The sequence below is a fragment of the Nesterenkonia salmonea genome, from assembly GCF_005771525.1.
Lineage (GTDB): Bacteria > Actinomycetota > Actinomycetes > Actinomycetales > Micrococcaceae > Nesterenkonia > Nesterenkonia salmonea.
Window position 1 is genome coordinate 1 of the sequence record NZ_VAVZ01000022.1, and the last position, 20,830, is coordinate 20,830.

18 protein-coding genes are annotated in these 20,830 nt (G+C 58.5%); 11 read left to right on the top strand and 7 right to left on the bottom strand.

Translation table 11 applies throughout. The annotated features are described in order from the left end of the window. Positions 1-92 precede the first annotated feature (92 nt). From FEF26_RS08805 to FEF26_RS08820, 4 genes are read left to right on the top strand one after another with little or no spacing between them, the layout of a single operon-like run. Complete coding sequence (locus tag FEF26_RS08805; protein ID WP_166432978.1) at positions 93-1,247, top strand: PP2C family protein-serine/threonine phosphatase; 1,155 nt, start codon at positions 93-95, stop codon at positions 1,245-1,247. Then, positions 1,244-3,214 carry a glycosyltransferase family 2 protein gene (locus FEF26_RS08810; protein WP_138253172.1) on the top strand — a complete coding sequence of 657 codons (1,971 nt, stop codon included), beginning with the start codon at positions 1,244-1,246 and terminating at the stop codon, positions 3,212-3,214. Before FEF26_RS08805 ends, FEF26_RS08810 begins: the two co-directional genes overlap by 4 nt. Next, a complete protein-coding gene (locus FEF26_RS08815) occupies positions 3,199-3,531 on the top strand; it encodes an STAS domain-containing protein (RefSeq protein WP_138253173.1) in 333 nt (110 codons plus the stop codon). Before FEF26_RS08810 ends, FEF26_RS08815 begins: the two co-directional genes overlap by 16 nt. Next, complete coding sequence (locus FEF26_RS08820; protein WP_138253174.1) at positions 3,521-3,949, top strand: ATP-binding protein; 429 nt, start codon at positions 3,521-3,523, stop codon at positions 3,947-3,949. Before FEF26_RS08815 ends, FEF26_RS08820 begins: the two co-directional genes overlap by 11 nt. Positions 3,950-4,058: 109 nt before the next feature. On the opposite strand, the gene FEF26_RS08825 is transcribed toward FEF26_RS08820, so the two are convergent. Genes FEF26_RS08825 through FEF26_RS08835 form a run of 3 tightly spaced genes read right to left on the bottom strand, consistent with a single transcriptional unit; the run spans position 4,059 to position 7,513 of the window. Further along, a complete protein-coding gene (locus FEF26_RS08825) occupies positions 4,059-4,421 on the bottom strand; it encodes an AAA family ATPase (protein ID WP_166432979.1) in 363 nt (120 codons plus the stop codon). Positions 4,422-4,433: 12 nt separating this feature from the next. Beyond that, positions 4,434-5,393, bottom strand: coding sequence for a heme o synthase (locus FEF26_RS08830; protein ID WP_138253213.1), 960 nt, complete (start codon positions 5,391-5,393; stop codon positions 4,434-4,436). A 59-nt stretch (positions 5,394-5,452) separates the two neighbouring features. Next, positions 5,453-7,513 carry a DNA gyrase/topoisomerase IV subunit B gene (locus tag FEF26_RS08835; RefSeq protein WP_138253214.1) on the bottom strand — a complete coding sequence of 687 codons (2,061 nt, stop codon included), beginning with the start codon at positions 7,511-7,513 and terminating at the stop codon, positions 5,453-5,455. 202 nt (positions 7,514-7,715) lie between these two features. Here FEF26_RS08835 and FEF26_RS08840 point away from each other — a divergent pair, with 202 nt between their 5' ends. Continuing rightward, positions 7,716-7,922 (top strand): DUF7455 domain-containing protein, encoded by a 207-nt coding sequence (locus tag FEF26_RS08840; RefSeq protein WP_138253176.1) that lies wholly within the window; start codon positions 7,716-7,718, stop codon positions 7,920-7,922. Positions 7,923-8,114: 192 nt separating this feature from the next. Here FEF26_RS08840 and FEF26_RS08845 read toward each other — a convergent pair whose 3' ends face one another. From FEF26_RS08845 to FEF26_RS08855, 3 genes are all read right to left on the bottom strand, one after another. Further along, positions 8,115-9,485, bottom strand: coding sequence for an RNA polymerase sigma factor (locus FEF26_RS08845; protein ID WP_138253177.1), 1,371 nt, complete (start codon positions 9,483-9,485; stop codon positions 8,115-8,117). Positions 9,486-9,638: 153 nt separating this feature from the next. Beyond that, positions 9,639-10,871, bottom strand: coding sequence for a DUF4192 family protein (locus FEF26_RS08850; protein ID WP_138253178.1), 1,233 nt, complete (start codon positions 10,869-10,871; stop codon positions 9,639-9,641). A 101-nt stretch (positions 10,872-10,972) separates the two neighbouring features. Further along, on the bottom strand, positions 10,973-12,013 hold the full coding sequence (locus FEF26_RS08855) for a PAC2 family protein (RefSeq protein ID WP_166432980.1): 1,041 nt from the start codon (positions 12,011-12,013) through the stop codon (positions 10,973-10,975). 139 nt (positions 12,014-12,152) lie between these two features. On the opposite strand from FEF26_RS08855, the gene FEF26_RS08860 reads away from it, so the two are divergent. The 3 genes from FEF26_RS08860 to sucB are packed head-to-tail and all read left to right on the top strand — an operon-like array spanning position 12,153 to position 16,963. Further along, positions 12,153-13,703: a leucyl aminopeptidase gene (locus FEF26_RS08860; protein WP_138253180.1), complete on the top strand. Its 1,551-nt coding sequence runs from the start codon at positions 12,153-12,155 to the stop codon at positions 13,701-13,703. Between the two features lie 57 nt (positions 13,704-13,760). After that, positions 13,761-15,125 carry a dihydrolipoyl dehydrogenase gene (gene lpdA, locus FEF26_RS08865; RefSeq protein WP_138253181.1) on the top strand — a complete coding sequence of 455 codons (1,365 nt, stop codon included), beginning with the start codon at positions 13,761-13,763 and terminating at the stop codon, positions 15,123-15,125. A gap of 38 nt (positions 15,126-15,163) precedes the next feature. Continuing rightward, entirely contained in the window at positions 15,164-16,963 is a 1,800-nt protein-coding gene (sucB, locus tag FEF26_RS08870) for a 2-oxoglutarate dehydrogenase, E2 component, dihydrolipoamide succinyltransferase (RefSeq protein ID WP_138253182.1), read from the top strand. Between the two features lie 20 nt (positions 16,964-16,983). On the opposite strand, the gene FEF26_RS08875 is transcribed toward sucB, so the two are convergent. Next, positions 16,984-17,988 (bottom strand): protein kinase domain-containing protein, encoded by a 1,005-nt coding sequence (locus FEF26_RS08875; RefSeq protein ID WP_138253183.1) that lies wholly within the window; start codon positions 17,986-17,988, stop codon positions 16,984-16,986. Between the two features lie 89 nt (positions 17,989-18,077). Here FEF26_RS08875 and lipB point away from each other — a divergent pair, with 89 nt between their 5' ends. The 3 genes from lipB to FEF26_RS08890 all read left to right on the top strand — a co-directional run bounded on the left by lipB (position 18,078) and on the right by FEF26_RS08890 (position 20,739). After that, on the top strand, positions 18,078-18,809 hold the full coding sequence (gene lipB, locus FEF26_RS08880) for a lipoyl(octanoyl) transferase LipB (RefSeq protein ID WP_138253184.1): 732 nt from the start codon (positions 18,078-18,080) through the stop codon (positions 18,807-18,809). A 56-nt stretch (positions 18,810-18,865) separates the two neighbouring features. Further along, positions 18,866-19,846: a lipoyl synthase gene (lipA, locus tag FEF26_RS08885; RefSeq protein ID WP_138253185.1), complete on the top strand. Its 981-nt coding sequence runs from the start codon at positions 18,866-18,868 to the stop codon at positions 19,844-19,846. A 107-nt stretch (positions 19,847-19,953) separates the two neighbouring features. Continuing rightward, the gene (locus FEF26_RS08890; protein WP_138253186.1) at positions 19,954-20,739 is read left to right on the top strand and encodes a DUF4191 domain-containing protein; all 786 of its coding nucleotides are present in this window, start codon (positions 19,954-19,956) and stop codon (positions 20,737-20,739) included. The last annotated feature ends 91 nt before the right edge of the window (positions 20,740-20,830 follow it).

Here is a 20,830-nt window from a genome sequence, read left to right on the forward strand (position 1 = left end):
CGCGGGCATTTCAGGATGAGTCAACGACTAGGTCCAGGCGGGCATCTGGGATGAGTCAATGCGCGGACACCCTCCACGTGCTTGGGGAGCATATGCTTTTATCGGACGAGGAACGCCGCCAACAGGCTGTTGACTCGCTTCACATCCTTGACACTCCGCCCGACGAAAGGATCGACAGAGTAACCAGGCTCGCTCAGGAGCTCTTTCAAGTTCCCATGGTCAGTGTCACTCTGATTGACCGGGAACGTCAGTGGCGTAAATCAGAAATTGGTTTGGGGGGTCCTGAAGCTCCGCGCAAGGATTCCTTCTGTGACGCGACTCTCCGCCGAGGCGGAAGTCTCGTCATCGAAGACGCTTCCCAGGACAGTGAATTCTCCACCAATCCTTTCGTGGCCGGCGATCCTCACTTGAGGTTCTACGCAGGCAACGCTCTTCACGCTCCCTGTGGCGAACAGGTCGGCACACTGTGCATTATGGACACTGCGCCCCGCGTTCTTGACCAGCGCCAGCGGGGCCTCCTTCAGGACCTCAGCCTATGGGTCCAAACCGAAATGGCCCGACAGTCTGAGCTCGATGACCTGGCTGTCATCCAGCGGACACTCAGACCACGAAGCATCCCGCATATCCCTGGTTACACAGTGGCCGCCGGGGCGCGCTCGGCCGGGGATATCGCCGGGGACTTCCATGACCTACACCGCTCCGACCGCGGGTTGCGTCTGACAGTAGCGGACGTCATGGGCAAAGGGATGGGCCCAAGCATTGTCGCCTCAGCTGTCCGTGCCGCACTGCGCACAGCACCGGACCGCCCACTTTCACGCGCTGTGAACGAGACCGACAAGCTCCTTGAAGAGGAAATCGGGGACTTGAACATCTTTGTTACTGCCTTTCACAGTGAACTTGACATTTCGACTGGGCAACTGACCTTCGTGGACGCAGGCCACAATCTCAGTTTCGTTTTACGAACCACGGGCGACCAGGAGCGGATCCGCACCGATGGTCTACCCCTGGGGATGGGCCTGGAAACGGCGCATCAGGAAGCCCAAATTCAGCTCAATCCTGGTGATCTTTTCATTTGCAGCAGCGACGGACTGCTGGACCTCATTGATCTCGAAGCCGGAGAGGATGAGATTGAACGTCTCTTCCGCGATACCGAACCAGAGACGGCAGTACAGCGGGTTCTCAACCTCGCAGAGGCGGCCAAAGCTACCGATGACGTCACCATCGTAGTTGTCAGGTGCGATTCATGACCCGGCGCATGATCATCATTCGCATCCTTGCTGTTCTCGCTGTTCTCACAGGTGTTAACTACGTCACGTGGCGGTGGCTTGAGTCTGTCAACTGGGAGGCGTGGTGGATAGCTGTTCCGCTGATCGTCGCGGAGACCTTTAGCCTGATAGACACTTTCCTCTTCGCGGCAACTATGTGGAAGTCTAAGGAGAGAGAGGGCCCCAAATCTGCTCCTGAGGGGACGGTGGATGTGCTCATCACCACATACAACGAACCGATCGAGATGGTGATGAAAACTGCCTCCGCGGCCCAGAAGATCACCTATCCGCATCAGACGTGGATTCTGGATGACGGTAACCGCTCGGAGATGGCCGACGCAGCGAAGCAAGCGGGAATTGGGTACATCACCAGGTCCCAGGACTGGAAGAACAAGCCTCGCCACGCCAAGGCGGGCAATCTGAACAACGCTTTGTTCCAGACGGACGGTGAGTTCCTCCTCATCCTGGATGCTGACCAGGTTCCCGACCCGCTCATTCTTCACCGGACCTTGGGTTACTTCGCCGACGACCCCAAGGTGGCTCTGGTGCAGACACCGCAGTGGTTCGTCAACGTTGATGAAGCTGACCCTCTGGGAAGTCAAGCACCGTTGTTCTACGGACCGATCCAGCAGGGCAAAGATGGGTGGAACGCAGCGTTCTTCTGCGGATCCAATGCTGTCCTGCGTCGGGATGCTTTGATGCAACTGGGAATCGTGGGATATGTCCACGACGTCCAGGAATCCACCAGACGCACCCTGCGCGCTGCCGAGAAGCTTCTAGGTCGTGAGGCAAAGCGCCACAGGGACGTCCCTGAGCTGAGCGAAGAGCTTCGACAGCTGCACGCCCTCACCGCGGATGCTCTTGCGGACTTCCGCCGAGGAGAGCCAGCAGCCGAAGTGGTCTACCGGGTTCAAGAAGCGGCCAAGGCAGCGTCTCGTCGCCTACTTGAGAACGACCTGGCCACTATGTACGCCGACCTGGAGTCTCTAGGTCACGTTCCTGTTCAGCGTGATGAGGTACTCGGGGCGGTCGTGATTGATCAGGCATCTCTTGATGCACTCACTGCTCAGGAACATTCACCGCTAGGGGCAGTGGAATCCGTCATGGCATTGCTCGAGCAGCTTAGAGTAGACCGGCCTGACGAAGCACAACCAGTCCAGCCGCTGGCCACTATCTCTATCACTGAGGATATGGCCACTGCAATGCAATTGCATTCGATGGGGTGGCGCAGCGTCTACCACCACGAAATCCTCGCCCGCGGTTTAGCGCCTGAGGACCTCAACACCATGCTCAAGCAGCGGCTGCGCTGGGCCCAGGGAACGCTCCAAGTCATGTTGCGTGACAACCCTCTGGTCAAGAAGGGGCTCTCCGCAGGTCAGCGTCTGATGTACTTCGGAACAATGTGGAGTTACCTCGCAGGATTCGCTGCCCTTGCCTACATGGCGGCGCCCATCCTATATCTGATGCTCGGTGTGATGCCGGTCAACGCGTGGAGCGTGGAGTTCTTCGCCAGATTCCTGCCGTACTTCCTGATTAATCAAGTGCTTTTCATCTACGTAGCCCGAGGTATGCGAACCTGGCGTGGCCAACAGTACTCTCTGGCGCTCTTTCCGCTGTGGATCAAGGCCTGCTGGACGACTTTCGCCAACGTCGTTCTCGGCAAACCCCTGGGATTCGTGGTCACGCGAAAAGACGGCAAAGCTGAAGGAGGCGTGCCGTGGCGCGAAATATGGCCGCAACTGACCGTGATGGTCCTTCTGGTCATTTCGCTCATCATCGGGGTGACACGTGTCATGCTCGGAACTCTGGACGGCACGGGTACTCTCATCAACACGGTATGGGTCATCTACATACTGATTGCCCTCAGCGTCATCATTCAGGCCGCCCGCTACCGTGGTCCGGCTGCGGCCCTCGAAAACCCAGAAGGAGACTCATGGATCTCAAAGTGAACACAATGCGCAACTACGCGGTGATCGCACCCCAAGGTCGCCTGACCGCGGTAGGCGCGCCTTCGTTGCGAAAGGCACTGAACCACCTTCTGGAGCAGGGCAATGTTCGCATTGTTGTGGACCTTTCAGAGACGGCGTTCATCGACTCATCGGGGCTTGGCGCACTCATCGGCGGACTGAAGGCTGCCCGTCTGGCGCAAGGGGACCTGCGCATCGCAGCTCCCACGCCAGCAGTCAGCAGTGTCCTAAAACTGACTAACCTCGACAAAGTTCTCAGGGCATATCCCTCCGCGGAGACTGCCTACCATGGCGGGTGAGTCCCAGAACTGCGTCGAGGTGATGGGACCGGCAGAGTTACAGATGGTGGAAAAAGTCCTCGATGCCTTTGATCGGTTGTGTGAGAGCACAGGCCGAGTCGCGGAAGAAGACCAGATGCAGTTCGCGCTAGCGGTCAGCGAAATCCTCACCAATATGATCACATACGGCCAGTCAACATCCGGTGCGGACCCTGTCAGTATTCACGCAGAGATCTGCGTGAATGATCACGAAATGTGCGCCTCCCTACGCGATACGGCAGAGCCTGTTCACGTTGCGCTTGATGATCTGTCACTGCCGGATGATCTGTTGGACGAATCCGGCCGGGGTCTCGCCATATCCGCAATGGTTCTGGACCGGCTCGAGCGTCAGACTGATTCCGGCAATGTATGGAGTTTGCAGCGTTCTCGACGGACCTAGGCTCACAAGCAGCACGCGAACCTGTCGCTCAGACGGTTTACCTCACCGTGACAGTCGGTTGGTGTGCTGCAAACGGCGCGGTGGCGAAGAACGGTTGACCCGATCTGGCTCAGACCCACAACGTGACGACGACAACACACCCACCGGCTAAAGCACGCAACGCCGTGGGCAGACAATCAACCACGCATGCACGGTCAATGATCTCAGCTCGGTGAGTTGCAGCGATGACAGTCGCCCCCTCATTCGCGAGGGACTCCACTTTCTGGATGAGCTCTTCCACCCGTTCGGTGTCCAGAGGGCGCTCTGGTTCATCGAGCAGGAGCAATGAGAAGGAACGGCTCAGGGCCAGCGCCAGTCCGAAGAGTCGCGACATCTCCTCGGAAGGGGACCAGACCAGATGTGGCGAAGAAAAAGGTCGCCTCAGGGAGAACGACAGAATCCTCAGTCCAGACGCCGAGACGTCGGCACTCAACAGTGACTGTCATCAGCCCATGAGCGGGCTGCCGACGAATGGGTCGATCCAGAGTCCGATGAAAAGCATGGTGAGGTAAAGAATTGAGAGGTGGAACAGCTTCATGGCGCGCTTATCCGTCAGTGACTCGTTCTGAGCACGCCGGTACAACACATGAGACTCGTAGATGAACCATGCTCCGGCGACGACTGCGAATGCGGAATAGGTAATACCCGCCCATCCGAGCGGGATGAGCATCAGTGAGCATGCGACGGTTGCCCAGGAGTACAGCACGACTTGGACCGAGACCGTCTTCGCAGAGGCGACGGCTCCCAGCATAGGAACATCCGCGTTTTGATAGTCCGTCCGGTACTTCATCGACAGGGGCCAATAGTGTGGAGGTGTCCAGAGGAAGATGATGAAAAATAAGACCACAGCTGGCCATTCGACCGCTTCGCGAACGGCGGCCCAAGCGATGAGGACGGGGAAGCAGCCAGCAAGTCCGCCCCAAATGATGTTCTGTTCGGTCCGCCGCTTCAGCACCATGGTGTAGATCACCACGTAGAAGAACATGGCCGTAGCGCCTAGGCCGGCGGCCAGAGGGTTTGCGCCAAACCACAGAATCGCTATGGCGGCGACTCCGAGCAATGAAGCGAAGACCAGCGCTTCCCGCGGAGAAAGTTCTCCTGTGACGAGCGGGCGTTTCTTGGTCCGGTTCATCAGCCGGTCCATGTCACGGTCGAGGTAGCAGTTGAATGCGCCGGAAGAACCTGCTGCGAAAGCCCCACCAACCATGGTCGCCAGAGCGAGCCAGAAATCTGGAAGCCCACCCTGGGCAAAGAACATAGTGGGAAGAGTCGTTACCAGAAGCAACTCGATGACCCGGGGCTTGGTCAGCGACAGATAGGCTGCGGCTTTGCGCTTGAAACCGAGTCTCTGCCCTGACGCTGGTGCCGCTAAGGCGGTCTTGTCGCCAGAGGTACGAGTGCTCAAATCGGTCACTGGGACAGTCTACCTTGTTCTACCGGCTGTAGAAATTGGTGCCATCTGCGTTACGCGTCGATCTTCTCGCGGTCCAAGGCAGCCGCTCCGTCGATAATGAATTCCTTGCGAGGCGCGACTACAGAACCCATCAGGAGGTCGAACACTCGCTCTGCAGCTTCAGCGTCCTGCACTCGAATCCTACGGAGCGATCGGTACACCGGGTCCATCGTAGTTTCGGACAGCTGGTCAGCGTCCATTTCTCCTAATCCCTTGTACCGCTGAATGGGCTCCTTATAGCGCTGACCCGACTTTTCAAGGTCCGCCAGAAGCTTGACGAGCTCAGTTTCGGAATAGGTGTATCGAACCTCGTTCGGCTTCTTGCCTGAGTGGATGATTTCCACCCGATGGAGTGGAGGCACCGCGGCAAAGACTCGACCGGCCTCAATCATGGGCCGCATATACCGGAAGAAGAGCGTCAGCAACAGAGTCCGAATATGGGCTCCGTCGACATCGGCGTCGGTCATGAGGACAACTTTTCCGTACCTAGCTGCATCAAGATCGAAACTCCGACCCGAACCGGCTCCGATGACTTGCAGCAATGCGGCACATTCGGTGTTTGACAACATGTCGGAAACTGAGGCTTTCTGCACATTGAGGATTTTTCCTCGGATAGGCAGAAGCGCCTGGAAGTCTGAGGAACGAGCAAGTTTCGCTGTACCCAGTGCAGAATCACCCTCGACGATGAAGAGCTCACTGGAGTCAACATCCTTGTTCCTGCACTCAACTAGCTTGGCCGGCATAGTGGAGTTCTCCAGGGCGTTCTTCCGCCGCTGAGTTTCCTTATGCTGCCGTGCCGCGATTCTGGACTTCATCTCAGCCACCACCTTTTCCAGAACTGCGGTGGCTTCTTGTTTGTCGGCCTTCTTAGGGGAGGTCAGGCGTTGCTCGAGCGCATCAGAGACTACTTTGTTAACAATCTGTTTGGCCGCTGGTGTGCCAAGAATCTCTTTGGTCTGACCTTCGAACTGCGGTTCCGCGATGCGGACGGTCATGACCGCTGTCAGACCAGCGAGGACATCATCTTTGTCCACTTTGTCATTCCCGGCCTTGAGTCGGCGGGCATTGGAGTCGATGACTTTGCGGAAGACTTTGACCAGTGCTTGTTCGAATCCCGTCACATGAGTGCCGCCTTTTGGGGTGGCGATGATATTTGCAAAGGATTTCACCGTGGTGTCATAGCCGACTCCCCACCGCAGCGCGATGTCGACTTCACAGTCTCGATCAACATCGGTCATCACACCCTCAACCGAAATGCGCTCGGTGAAGGCACCGTGACCTTGGATCCGCCAGATGTCCGTCACAGCTGAATCGGTAGCGAGGTGGTCGACGAACTCGCTGATGCCACCGTCGTACTGAAACACCTCTTCCAGATGCTCCACGCCGCGCTGATCATGGATCACAATGCGCAACCCCGGCACCAAGAAGGCGGTCTGTCGGGCGCGGTTCACCAATTCCTGCTCCAAGAACTGCGCCTCGGGGGAGAAAATCTCCCGGTCAGCCCAGTAGCGAACCGTTGTCCCTGTCAAACCTCGCTTCGCCTTCCCCGACACCTGCAACGGGGAGCCCTTCTCTGCGGGGGTAAAAGCGTCCGATGGCTTGTTTCCTGCAAAAGTTCCCGGCTCGCCGCGCCTGAAGCTCATCGTGTGGATCTTGCCGCCTCGGGTCACATGCGCGTCGAGGCGGGCGGAGAGCGCGTTCACCACCGAGGCTCCGACGCCGTGAAGGCCGCCAACAGCGTTGTAGGAGCCGCCACCGAATTTGCCGCCGGCGTGGAGCTTGGTGAACACCACTTCGAGTCCAGAGAGTCCGGTGCGCGGCTCGATGTCTACCGGGATCCCGCGACCGTCATCTGAGACCTCCACCGAATCATCGGCGTGGAGGGTGATGTGAATATTGGACGCATGACCGGCCAGCGCCTCGTCGACGGAATTGTCGATGACCTCCCAGACGCAGTGCATCAATCCACGAGAGTCGGTTGATCCGATGTACATTCCGGGACGCTTGCGGACAGCTTCGAGCCCTTCAAGAACCGATAGGTGCCGGGCGCTGTACTCGTCGCGCTGAGCCAACAGGTGCCTCCAGTGATTGGCGGAAAGAACTGAGTACCAGGCTACGACGATCTCCTGGTGCTTCCGCGCAGAAGCGCCGCTGACATTACGCCCTGATTCGCCGGTGGCGAAAGCCACGCCTTTGTCGGCGAAATCGCGAATGCGCAGCCCCATGACGTGGTTGTATAGGTGACACCATCACGTAACGCTAGGAGGCGAGAGCATGACAGCTACATCCGGCACCCTCGAGGCCACTCCCACGCTGACTGCCCTGGACCGCTGCGACCGCTGCGGAGCTCAGGCATATATTCGTGCTGTGCTCGCTTCTGGCGGCGCGCTTCTATTCTGCAACCACCATGGTCGCGATGTGGAGCCTAAGCTTCGCCCGCAGACTACCGAGTGGACTGATGAATCTGAAAGAATCAGCTGACTCACTCACCATTAGGGCACTGCCCTCATCTCGGTGACCTGTGATTCACACCTTTTCTCAGTTCAGATTTCTAGATGCATGAAAGATTCCCCAGGGGCAATCCCCCTGGGGAATCTTTCATTTGTGGTGTATTCAGTTGTTCGGGCCTATTAAGCCGGTGAGGTGCTACCCCTCACCACGACCATGGGGTGATTAGTCCAGGTAATCCCGGAGGACCTGGCTGCGGCTTGGGTGCCGCAACTTCGACATGGTCTTGGACTCGATTTGCCTTATACGCTCACGAGTCACCCCATAGACTTTTCCGATTTCGTCTAAAGTCTTTGGCTGTCCGTCAGTCAGTCCGAATCGCATCGCGACAACTCCGGCTTCACGTTCTGCCAGGGTGTCCAGCACTGAGTGGAGTTGTTCCTGCAGCAGGGTGAAGCTCACCGCGTCAGAGGGCACAACGGCCTCTGAGTCTTCGATGAGGTCCCCAAATTCGGAGTCCCCGTCTTCACCGAGTGGCGTATGCAGGGAGATCGGCTCCCGACCGTACTTCTGAACCTCTACGACCTTCTCAGGGGTCATATCCAGCTCGGCAGCGAGCTCTTCCGGTGCAGGCTCACGACCAAGATCCTGGAGCATCTGACGCTGCACACGAGCGAGCTTGTTGATGACTTCCACCATGTGAACCGGAATACGGATGGTTCGAGCCTGGTCTGCCATTGCGCGAGTAATCGCCTGGCGGATCCACCACGTGGCGTATGTCGAGAACTTGAAACCCTTTGTGTAATCGAACTTCTCGACTGCACGAATCAGACCCAAGTTTCCTTCCTGGATAAGGTCCAGGAAAAGCATGCCGCGTCCGGTATAACGCTTGGCCAAGGAAACAACGAGCCGGAGGTTAGCTTCCAGCAGGTGGTTCTTGGCCTTTCTCCCGTCAGCGACAACCAGCTCGTAGTCGCGCCTTAGCCGCTTGTCCTTCACCGTGTCGTTCTTGAGCTTATGCTCTGCGAAAAGCCCGGCTTCAATACGAAGTGCAAGGTCCACTTCTTGTTCGGCGTTCAGAAGCGCGACTTTGCCGATCTGCTTCAGATAGTCCTTGACTGGGTCTGCCGTTGCCCCGGCAGAGACGACCTGCACGGCAGGAGCGTCGTCATCATCAGCATTCGAGATGACGAAGCCGCGGCCAGAGCCGTCGTCCTCATTTGCGCCGGACTTCGGCTCCATGATTTTTTCTGCGTCCTCGCCGGACTCTTCTGCTTTTGCAACCGCCGTTTCCAGGGCCTCAGTCGGCGAGGCGGCTTCTTCTGCCAGGATCTCGTCGACTGGGTCAGCGGCTTTCTTGCGGCCTCCAGTCTTCTTGGCGGGGCCGGACGTTGATGCGGTGGACTTCTTGGCTGTCGATGTTGGACTGCTCTTATTTGCTGAGGAGGACCGAGATTTACCGCTTGCCTGGGAAGTCGTCTTCTTAGCCGTCGTCTTGGCAGACGAGGATCGAGTTGACTTCTTCTTGGTAGCGGGTTTCTCGGCTTCCTCAGCGGCGGCAGTCTCTTGTGTGGACTTCGACGCAGTAGTGGGCACGATGACCTTCCGTCTCGTTTACTGAGGTTCAAGCGCTCAACGCGCCTATGACCCTGTCAAGTCCCGATTCAGAGCAAGATCCTCCTCGGGCTGCAGGGTCTTACGGGGTCCAACAGTGCCATAGTCCGATACATTCCCCGGTCTGAGAAAAAATTATCTTCGGCCTAACCACCACGAGTAACTGGACTCTTTGACCCGCGCCAAGGGACACACGCCAAGGACTCTAATGCAGTGCAATACCCTGTGTGCCACAGGGGGAGCTGTCCGGCTGGCCCACAGTTCTGGGTGCTGTTGACGGACTGCATCAGCAAAGACGGTAGCCGTGCTTGCGCTTCCTCGGAGCCACTCCACCCAGGACCGTATGCCCAGGATCTCAGCGCGTTGGAGGTCTACAGCGTAGGGCAGCAGGTGATGGAGTAGCGCGGAGAGAGATTCAACCCGTTCCCACTGAGGGGGGTGGGATGACAATCCCCAAGCCAATTCCATGCGCATACCACTCGCACTTTCAGCTCCGAGTATGTCGCAGGTATCCCCCACAGTATCGAGGCTGCTCACAGTCACGGCCATCAGGAGTTCGACGTTCTCCGGCTTCTCCAGAGTCCGGAGAAGAGCTGAGGCCTGCTCTGGTGCCTGGTGAATCCAGGCTGCCTCAGTTCTGCTTCCATCATGGGCTTCTCGCATACATCGGCGCAACGCGGCGTCCCAGAGAGTGATCACTGCTTCTTCTCGGCTTGGTGGCGGGGCCGAGTGTTCTCGAACAACTGACTGCTGAGCCTCAGTTGCCAGCGGTGGAGTCGCCAGGAACTGTGCGAGAGACTCCGCGGGGCTGGATGCACGATTCCTGGCGAGTTCTGGGATGCGTTGAAGCGTGGCTTTCAGAGCCGAATCGGCGTCTTCTCCAGGAAACGATGTTGTCTCGCCAGTATCGGAGCATTCATAGTCACGAATGAGCCCTTGTCCTACACGCCAGATTTTAATCAACGCGGCCCCAGCCTGTTCGAGCAGTCCCTGTTCAAGTCGAGCCATCACAACGTCGTACTGATCCGGCGAGTCAGGATCGGGCCGCTCGGAGTCGAAAATGACAGCCATCGCCGCCTCAGGGGCTGGAGCCGCCTCGGGTCCAGCGATCCACGCCGCGCACTGAGCTCCCATGCGCTCTGGCTGTTCCAGAACTGGGGCGAGGTCCACCCGCAGATGTCCGCCTGTTGCTCCTGGACTGAGGCCAATGACAACTAAAGAGTCTTTGGGCAAATGACCGAAGGTATGCTGAACGAGCGCCAGTGCATCCCCGGGGCGGTCGATGCTCAGTCTTTGCGCCGAAGAAGACTCCGAGGGCTTTTTCGCGTTTGCTTGATCGGGTCTGTGGGACTTGGATGAATCGCTCATGCCACCAAGCTCCCGAATACTACGGGTCCACCGCTGGTGCCCTACCGGCGATTGGGGACCAACCGGCGTGTCAACACTGAACCTGGTGCGTTGGGGAAAACCTAATCCGTGGACTCCTCGGGCTGAGTGTCGTCGTCGGCTCCCGGCGCCTCGGGCCCTTCTGCTGAGCCAGGAATCACCTCATCGGGGCGGCTTCGGAGAAACTCCTCAACGGCTGCTCCCAACTCCTCGGCATCCGGCACCACATCATCCTGCCCGACGAGCAGGGAACGCTGAGCCGTGGAGGAATACTGGTCAAAGTTGGCCTCGAGCTTCTGGACCAGCTGCGCGATCTCGGGAGCCTGCTCCACCTGCCGTGACACATCGACCTCCACCGAACGTGCAGCCTCTCGCAGCTCATCAGTCGGCAGCATGAGTTCACAGGCGGCTCCTGCGTACTCGAGAGCCGCTACGGCTACCTGGGGATACCGCCCTGAGGCGAGATAGTGCGGCACGTGAAGGGTGTAGCCGACGACGTCTCGGCCAGCCTCATCGACCCGCAGCTCAAGCATCTGAGACAAGCCAGCCTCTATCTGTGCATTGGGTGACCACGTGGACATACCTTCGATGAGATCGCCTCGGTTGCCATGGGCAGTCACTCCCACGGGGCGAGTATGCGGAGTAGGAAGCCCTAAAGAGTCGACTGCCACAACCAGCTTCACATCCAGCTGTTCGATGAGATTCAACACCGTCTCTGTGACACGCTCCCACTGGAAGTCCGGCTCATCGCCAGTCAGGAGCAGGAAGGGACGATCCATGGCATCGCGGACTTCGTAGAGATCAAGCCGAGGTCCCCGGAAGTCGGAGAACCTGTTGTCCGTAAAAGTGACCTGAGGTCGACGTGAGCGGTAGTCAAACAACTCGTCAACATCAAAGCTAGCGACCTGCCGATGCGGAAGGGCACCCAATAGCCCCTCTGCGAGCTGCTCAGACAGTGAACCAGCATCCGTGTGACCGGCGACGGAGATCACCATGGGGCGGCGTGGTCCGCCACCGTGCTCACCGTGGAGAACCAGCTCCTTCTCGGATGACGTCTCCCCCGGTTCGTTATCAGGGTCCTCAGTATGGATGTGCAGCAGATCAAACTCATAGGGATTGCTCACCGGCTGTGGATCCTCCCTCCGGTGTTGTTGGGTGCCCATGGCACATGGATAAGTCTTCTGTGGAGTAACAGTTTCTCCATAGCATCCCATTCCCGCCGACGATGACATTCAGGCGGAGAATGTGGATAGGATCAGAGTTGTGATTAGTGAATTTGCTCCCACCGTGACCGCCGTTTCCTCCGCAATACAGAAAGTCGACGCCGACGCACTCGTGCTTGGTGTGGCAAAAGGTCCAGACGGACCGGTGCTGCTGCCCAACCCACTGGCTGAGAAGGCCGCTAAGGGAGTTTCCGACTCACTGACCGCGCTCGGTGCCTCCGGCGCCGCCGATCAGCTGCTGAGGCTGCCCGGCGTCGACGGCTACCAGTCGGAAACGCTGGTGCTGATCGGTGTGGGCAAGCTGACAGGTGAACCTGATGGTGGAGTGTCTTCGGAAGCACTGCGCCGAGCTGCCGGTTCCGCTGTGCGGCAACTGTCGTCTGCACAGTCTGTAGCACTTGCGCTGCCCGCCGCGACCGTAGAGCAGGTCGCCGCCGTTGCCGAAGGTGCAGCACTGGGTGCCTATAACTTCCCTCACTTCAAGGGCTCAGAGAAGGCCAAGTCGAAGACGCCAGTCTCAGAGATCGCGGTACTCACTGAGCTGCGTGACAAGCACACAAAGCCAGCAGTCGCTCGAGCAAACGTGGTGGCTGCGGCCGTGCGGGCGACTCGGGATCTGGTCAACACGCCGCCAAGCCACCTCTACCCTGAGTCTTTCGCTGATGTCGTGAAGACCAACGCAAAAGGAACCAAGCTCAAGGTCAAGGTCTGGGATCACAAGGACCTGGAAAAGGAAGGTTTTGGTGGACTTTTGGGGGTCGGCAATGGTTCGTCCCGCAAGCCGCGCCTGGTGCGCGTTGAGCACTCTCCCTCCCGCCCGGTGGCACATGTGGCGCTCGTCGGAAAGGGCATCACCTTCGATACCGGCGGGATCTCACTGAAGCCTGCCAACGCCATGACGACCATGAAACTCGACATGGCGGGTGCTGCCACTGTGGCAGCAGTTGTCCGAGCTGCCGCAGACCTAGATCTCCCTGTGAAGGTCACCGGTTGGCTATGCCTCGCCGAGAACATGCCTTCATCGACCGCCCAGCGCCCTGAAGACGTCATCACGATCTACGGGGGAAAAACGGTTGAGGTGCTCAATACAGATGCCGAGGGCAGGCTGGTCATGGCCGACGGAATTGTCGCCGCAGGCGAAGAGAACCCCGACGCGATCATTGATGTTGCCACCCTGACAGGCGCGCAGATGATCGCGCTCGGCTTGCGGACGGTCGGCGTGATGGGCCAGGAAGCACTCCGCGACAAAATCGTTGAAGCCTCCAATGACGCTGGAGAATCGCATTGGGCCATGCCCATCCCCGAAGAAGCCCTCACGAGTTTCGAATCCCCCATTGCCGACCTGACAAACTTGGGTGCCAGGGAAGGCGGGATGCTCAACGCAGCAGCCTTCTTGCGTGAGTTCGTTCCAAACCGGGCCGATTCCGATAGTGATGCTCTAGACCCGGAGGCCAATCGGATCCCTTGGGCGCACATCGACCTCGCCGGTCCAGCATTCAATGAAAAAGGCGCATACCACTACGTTCCGAAGGGCGGAACGGGTGTGACCGTGCGCACCCTCTTGTCATACCTCGAAGGCCTGACCCGCTGATAGTCTGACGATCAAGCAATGAAGCGACAAACGTCTCACCCCAAAGGAGCCTGACTCGTGGCCGAAGAATTCGACGTACTGGTCCTCGGAGGTGGCAGTGCTGGTTATGCCGCAGCCCTACGCAGCGTCCAGCACGGCTATTCCGTAGCACTTGTAGAAAAGAGCAAACTGGGCGGCACATGCCTACACACCGGGTGCATCCCGACAAAGGCCTACCTTCATGCGGCGGAAGTTGCCGACGAAGCTCGATCATCCGAGAAGTACGGCGTCAATGTCGACTTCAACGGTGTCGATATGGCCAAGATCAAGGAGTACAAGGACGGCATAGTCGCCGGAAAGTACAAGGGCCTCACCGGGCTGTTGAAGATGCGCAAAGTTCAGGTCATCGAGGGAGAAGGCAAGCTGGTCTCCCAAAATGAAGTCGAAGTCGACGGCACGAAATACAAGGCGAAGAACATCGTGATCGCCACAGGCTCCACGTCGAAAACCTTCGGTCTGCCTCTTTCGGACAAAATCATCACCTCAACAGAAGCGCTCGAGCTTGACTACACACCGAAGTCAGCCATCGTGCTCGGCGGTGGAGTCATCGGCTCAGAGTTCGCCTCTGCCTGGAACTCCTACGGCGTCGACGTCACCATCATTGAAGGGCTGCCCAACCTCGTTCCGAACGAGGACCCTTCGATCATCAAGATCATGGAACGCACTTTCAAGAAGCGTGGCATCAACTTCAATGTAGGCACCTTCTTCAAAGACGTCGAAGAAACTTCCGATGGCGTCAAAGTCACTCTCGAAGACGGTAAGACCTTCGAGGCTGAGATTTGTCTGGTCGCTGTCGGACGTGGCCCCGTCACGGAAGGGCTGGGGCTCGAGGAACAGGGCATCACACTCGACCGCGGCTTCGTCATGACGGATAAGCGACTGCACACCGGCGTCGGCAACATTTACGCCATAGGTGACATCATCCCCGGCCTGCAACTAGCTCACCGCGGCTACCAGCATGGGATTTTTGTGGCTGAGGAGATCGCCGGGAACAACCCGATGATTGTTGAGGACATCAACATTCCCAAGGTCACCTATTCCGAGCCTGAAATCATGTCTATTGGGTACACGCAGCCCATGGCTGAAGAGAAGTTCGGTAAGGATGACATCGAAGTTATCGAATACAACCTTGCCGGCAACGGAAAGTCCTCTATCCTGGGCACTTCCGGAATCATCAAGATGATCTCCGTCAAAGACGGTCCGATCGTTGGAGTTCACGGCATCGGAAGCCGCATTGGGGAGCAGATCGGTGAGGCTCAACTCATCGTCAACTGGGAAGCTTATCCAGAGGACGTCGCGACGCTCCTCCACGCACACCCAACCCAAAACGAAGCACTCGGAGAGGCCGCCATGGCTCTCTTCGGTCACCCCCTCCACGGCTGAGAAGCATCCAAGAGAATTCATGAGTAGGAGCCGGACCTATGTCTGAGACCATCAATCTTCCCGCACTAGGTGAGTCAGTCACCGAAGGCACTGTCACCCGTTGGCTCGTTGAGGTCGGAGAGGAGGTAGAGGTCGACCAGCCGATCGTGGAGGTCTCCACTGACAAAGTGGACACTGAGGTCCCTTCACCGGTCGCCGGCACCGTCGAGGAGTTGCTCGTCGCCGAGGACGAGACCGTTGAGGTCGGCGCACCGCTCATCAAGATCGGAGATGGTTCCGGCGGGGGTGGAACAGATTCAGACGAAGGCGACGCCGCAGCGGAAGAGGCCGCTTCTGAGGCTGAGCAGCCCGAAGAGACTCAGGAGGCCGTTGAGGAAGAAGCCCCTACTCCCGCAGCCGGTGAGTCCGCCGGTGGTGAGGCAACTCCGGAGGAAGTAAGCCCTGCTGAAGACACCGGAGGCGAAGCTCAGGAGGTCACTCTTCCTGCGTTGGGCGAATCTGTCACCGAAGGAACTGTCACGCGGTGGCTGGTCGAAGTCGGCGACGAGGTCGAAGTCGACCAACCACTTTTGGAAGTGTCCACCGACAAGGTGGACACTGAGGTCCCCTCTCCGGTCGCCGGCACCGTCCAAGAACTGAAAGTCTCGGAAGATGAAACGGTCGAAGTCGGCGCTGTGTTGGCACTAGTCGGTTCGGGCGCTGCAGGCTCCACCACATCAGAGGAGCCCACACCCGAGGCTGAGGAGGCCTCAGAACCTGAGCCAGAAGCTTCAGACCCCGAACCCGAACCTGAGGAGCCTCAGAGCACTGAAACTTCCTCGGAGCAGGAGCCCAAGGAGAAGAGTGGCAAGGCCGAGCCACAGTCCGAATCGCCGGCTCAACCGAAGTCTGAGGCTGAAGAGGACACTTCAGCTGAAGGGTACGTCACTCCCCTAGTGCGTCGTCTGGCAAAGAACGAAGGCGTAGACCTCTCCACCGTCAAAGGCACAGGTGTGGGCGGGCGGATTCGGAAACAGGACGTCCTCGACGCGGCAGAAGCGAAGAAATCAGAAGCTCCGGCCGAAGCCACAGCGAAGTCGTCCAAGGACACTCCAGAAGTAAAGGTCGATACCACCAAGCGCGGCACCACGGAGAAAGCTCCGCGCATCCGCCAGGTCATCGCCCAGCGCATGAACGAGTCACTGGACATTTCGGCACAGCTGACCCAGGTCCACGAAATCGACATGACTCGGATCGTCAATCTGCGAGCCAAGGCGAAGAACGCATTCAAAGAGCAGAACGGTGCGAACCTCACCTACTTGGCCTTCATCGCGGTAGCGGTCACCGAAGCCCTCAAGCAGCATCCGGTGCTCAACGCTGAATACAACCAGGACCAGAAGCAGATCACGTACCACGATTCGGAGCACCTGAGCTTCGCAGTCGACACTGAAAAGGGACTCATGGTCCCGGTGATTGCTGATGCAGGGGACCTGTCCCTCGCTGGTATGGCCAAGAAGATCTCGGATGTAGCCAAGCGGACCCGCGAGAATAAAATCAGCCCGGAAGAGCTCTCCGGAGGCACTTTCACCATCACGAACCTCGGCTCCTTCGGCGCCCTGTTCGATACTCCGATCATCAACCAGCCACAGGTCGCCATCCTCGGACCAGGTGCCATTGTGAAACGCCCCATGGTCGTCACAGACGCTGACGGGCAGGAAAGCATCGGCATCCGCCACATGATGTATCTGTCACTGACCTACGATCACAGAATTGTCGACGGGGCAGACGCAGGCCGGTTCCTGCAGACCCTAAAGGGCCGTCTGGAAGAAGGCAGCTTTGAGGCACAGCTCGGCCTGTAGAACCGGAGCCTGAGCAAGCACTACGCTCTGCGACTGAGGACTCTATGTTTGGGGATCCGCCTTCGGGGGGATCCCCAAACATGTTTGCGCAGACGCCGAACCATACGCTTCAGGGCACCGGGCTCTGGGCTGCTGAGCCTCGCCCCAGGAAGTACCGTTGGCACCTCGGTCAGGGCGTGATCATCCACTGCCGAAAGTATGTTGAGCGGTGAGGGTGTGGCACACTCGTAGAGATCTGCCGCGAACTCTCTGGCTAGCGGTCGCTGGGACGCAGAGGGGCTCAGGGCCGCTTCGAGGAGCTCTGTGAGCTCATCAGATATTTCAGGGACCAGACTTTGCAGTGGGGCCCTTCGCTCAGCATCCTCGGGTTCCCTGCCCGTGAGACAACGCCATGCCACAGCAGCCAAAGACTGCACATCCGATTCAGGGGTTCCGTGAACGCTGTCCATACCCAGGAGTATGGAATCTCCGAGGTCTCCCAAGGCCGGGCGACCCTCTGGAGTCAGCAGCACATTGGCCGCAGTGACGTCGCCATGGGCTGCGCCAGATTCGTGAAGATGAGCCAGCGCCTGGGCGACCGGGCTCAGAGCAGTCACACACTCCCCCGCGCTGAGCACACCCACAGACCGTTGCAGTTGGGCTAGTGACCCTGCGGTGAAAGGCTGCAGCAGCAGTCCCGCTTGGCCGGCTGAGGTTCGCCCCACTCCCCAGGGCCGAACGAGATGCCCATGCATCAGTGGAAGCATCGCTTCCAATTCACGCTGCGCCGAACGCAGCGGCGGTGCGCTCCGGGCAACCTTCAGGGGCACTTTCAATGCAAGAGTTCTCGGAGGATCTTCGCCGACCCACGTAACAGTTGAAGGCCCCGTGTTTCTGCGGTGCACCAGCCAGACTGAGCTGCGGCCCCCTACTCCGAGGAGTCGATCAACAACCAGACCCTCGATATGTGGCGGTTGTTGGGGCACAAGCGAGAGTTCTCGCCGCGAGGCAGCGTCGTCGTCCTGATGCATAGTGTCAGCATGCACTGAATCCTCATCGCGTGCAGAAGTTATCCACAGGTGGCATCTGAGGACCCATGGCTGTCATGTTCGCAGCGAGAGGCTACGCTATTGAGATGACCGTTTTGCATACCCGGTACCTTGGGTTCGACCCAGAGCTCGTCGACTACTCACAAGCCTGGGAGCTCCAACGCCGGCTCCATGCCCAGATCCTCGCCGGAGAATCCGACTCCACGCTTCTTCTTCTGGAGCACGCGGATGTGTATACAGCTGGCAAACGCACGGAGCCACAAGACCGTCCCGCCGACGGCACACCCGTCATTGACGTTGACCGCGGCGGAAAGCTCACCTGGCACGGTCGCGGTCAACTGGTGGGGTACCCCTTGCTGCACCTGCAGGATCGAAGCTCAGTAAAGGACTACGTGTGCACCCTTGAGAATGTGATCATCAAAATCTTGGCCGAGGACTACAGCATCAGCGCCACGCGCGTCGAAGGGCGCTCCGGTGTTTGGCTGACGGACAATCACAATGTCCGGAAAATTGCCGCAATAGGCATCCGGGTGCACCGTTCAGTGACAATGCACGGCTTCGCGCTGAACTGTTCTAATGAGCTGGCACCCTTTGGGAATATCATCCCCTGCGGCATCAGCGACGCTTCTACGACGACAATCAGCGCCGAACTCGGACGGACCATTACTCCCGCCGACATAGCCCCCCGAATCGCGGAGGAATTACAGGCAGTACTGCCGCGTTATGTCTCATCACGAGCAGATGCGGCCAGTCCCGATGCCACCGACTTGCTCGCTGCCAGCAAAGAGTCAACGCTCAAGGAAGAGGTCTCACGGTGAGTGGATGCGCCCCAGCAGCTGCAGGAACTGGAACTATAGCCCCGGAGGGCCGCAGGATGCTCCGGGTAGAGGCCAAGAATGCCGCCGTGCCGGTGGAACGCAAACCTGAATGGATGCGCACCAAGGTCAAGATGGGACCTGAATTCGCTGATATGAAAAAAAGGGTGGGCGGAAAGGGACTCCACACGGTCTGTGAAGAAGCAGGCTGCCCCAATATCTTCGAATGTTGGGAGGACCGAGAGGCAACATTCCTCATAGGCGGTTCCGCCTGCACCCGGCGGTGTGACTTCTGTGAGATCGATACTGGCAGGCCTGCCGCCCTGGATGAGTCAGAACCGCTGCAAGTTGCCGAGTCAGTCCGTGAGATGCAGCTGCGCTACGCCACGGTCACCGGTGTTGCTCGTGATGATCTCCCTGATGAGGGAGTCTGGCTCTACGCAGAGACCATTCGAAAGATCCACGAGCTCAACCCAGGTACTGGAGTTGAGATTCTCATTCCTGATTTTTCTGGCCGGCCCGAAAACATCGCTGGTATCTGCGAGGCTAAGCCTGAGGTCTTCGCGCACAACGTCGAAACGGTGCCGCGTATTTTCCGTCGCATTCGGCCGGCCTTCCGTTACGAGCGGTCGATGGATGTGCTGACGCAGGGACGTAGCCACGGCATGATCACCAAGTCCAACCTCATCCTCGGTATGGGTGAAACCCGCGACGAAATATCAGAAGCACTTCAGGACCTGCACGACGCCGGCTGCGACCTGCTCACCATCACACAGTACTTGAGGCCAACCCCGCGCCACTTGCCCGTGGATCGATGGGTGAAACCCCAAGAATTCTTGGAGATATCCCAAGAAGCTGAGGAGATCGGATTCCTCGGAGTAATGTCCGGCCCACTGGTTCGTTCCTCCTATCGCGCAGGCTCCCTGTGGGCAAAAGCCATGCAGAAAAAGGGCTGGCCAATTCCCGAAGAGCTCTCCCACATCGAACCTTCCGGTCAGACGAAACAGGAGGCCGCGACCCTGGTCGCCGCCGGTTTCTAACGGTACAGAGCGCGGCTGCACGGTGATCAGCACGCCCCGGCACCGGCGGAATTGACCCTGAGAACCACGGCGAATACAGATCTCCCCTGCGGTAGACTGGACGTATCATGGCAGATTCCAGAATTTCCAAACAGCAGGCCAAGGCTGAGCTGAAGAAGCTCCGCGAGCAGCAGAAGACCGAGAAGAAGCAGCGTAAAGCGTCCCGGAAGGCCAAGAAGGCCTCAGGGGAAGGCTTCTTCTCCCGCATCAAGCAGGTCTTCAATATGACCCGCACCTACGACCCAAACATCGCGTGGTGGATGCTGCTTGCCGCCGTCATCACCTTCGCGGTGTCATTCGTGGTCACACAATTCCTGTTCCACTGGATTGTGTCTCTGATTGTGTCACTGCCGTTCGCACTGCTGGCTGCGATGATCATCATGAATCGACGCGCAGAGAAGGCCGCCTTCTCGCGCATCGAGGGACGGCCCGGTGCGGCGGCGGCAGCACTCAACACGCTGCGCCGCGGATGGGTTGTCACCGAAGAGCCCATTCAGATGGACCCTAAGACTCAAGACGCGGTGTTCCGGGCAATCGGCAAACCAGGCGTCGTGCTCGTCACCGAAGGTCCGCCGGCGCGAGCTAAGAAGTTGGCCAGCAAAGCCCAGAAGCGGCTCCGCCCGGTCCTCAGAGATGAAGTGCCCGTGCATATTGTTCAGAGTGGACGCGGACACGACCAGGTCCCGCTATCCAAGCTCACCAAGCACATCAAGAAGCTGGACAAATCACTGAACAAGCATGAAGTCCACGAGGTAGAGCGGCGACTGTCCACTCTCCCCATTGGCAAACCGCCAATTCCCAAGGGCGTGGACCCGTGGCGCGCTCGTCCTGATCGCAAGGCATTGCGCGGCTAACACTGTCTCATCACGCCCAGGTTGGACGACCAGCTCCGCTATCTTTGATAGACTCACTGTTTGTCTGGCAGGCGAATGTGAAACATTCGCC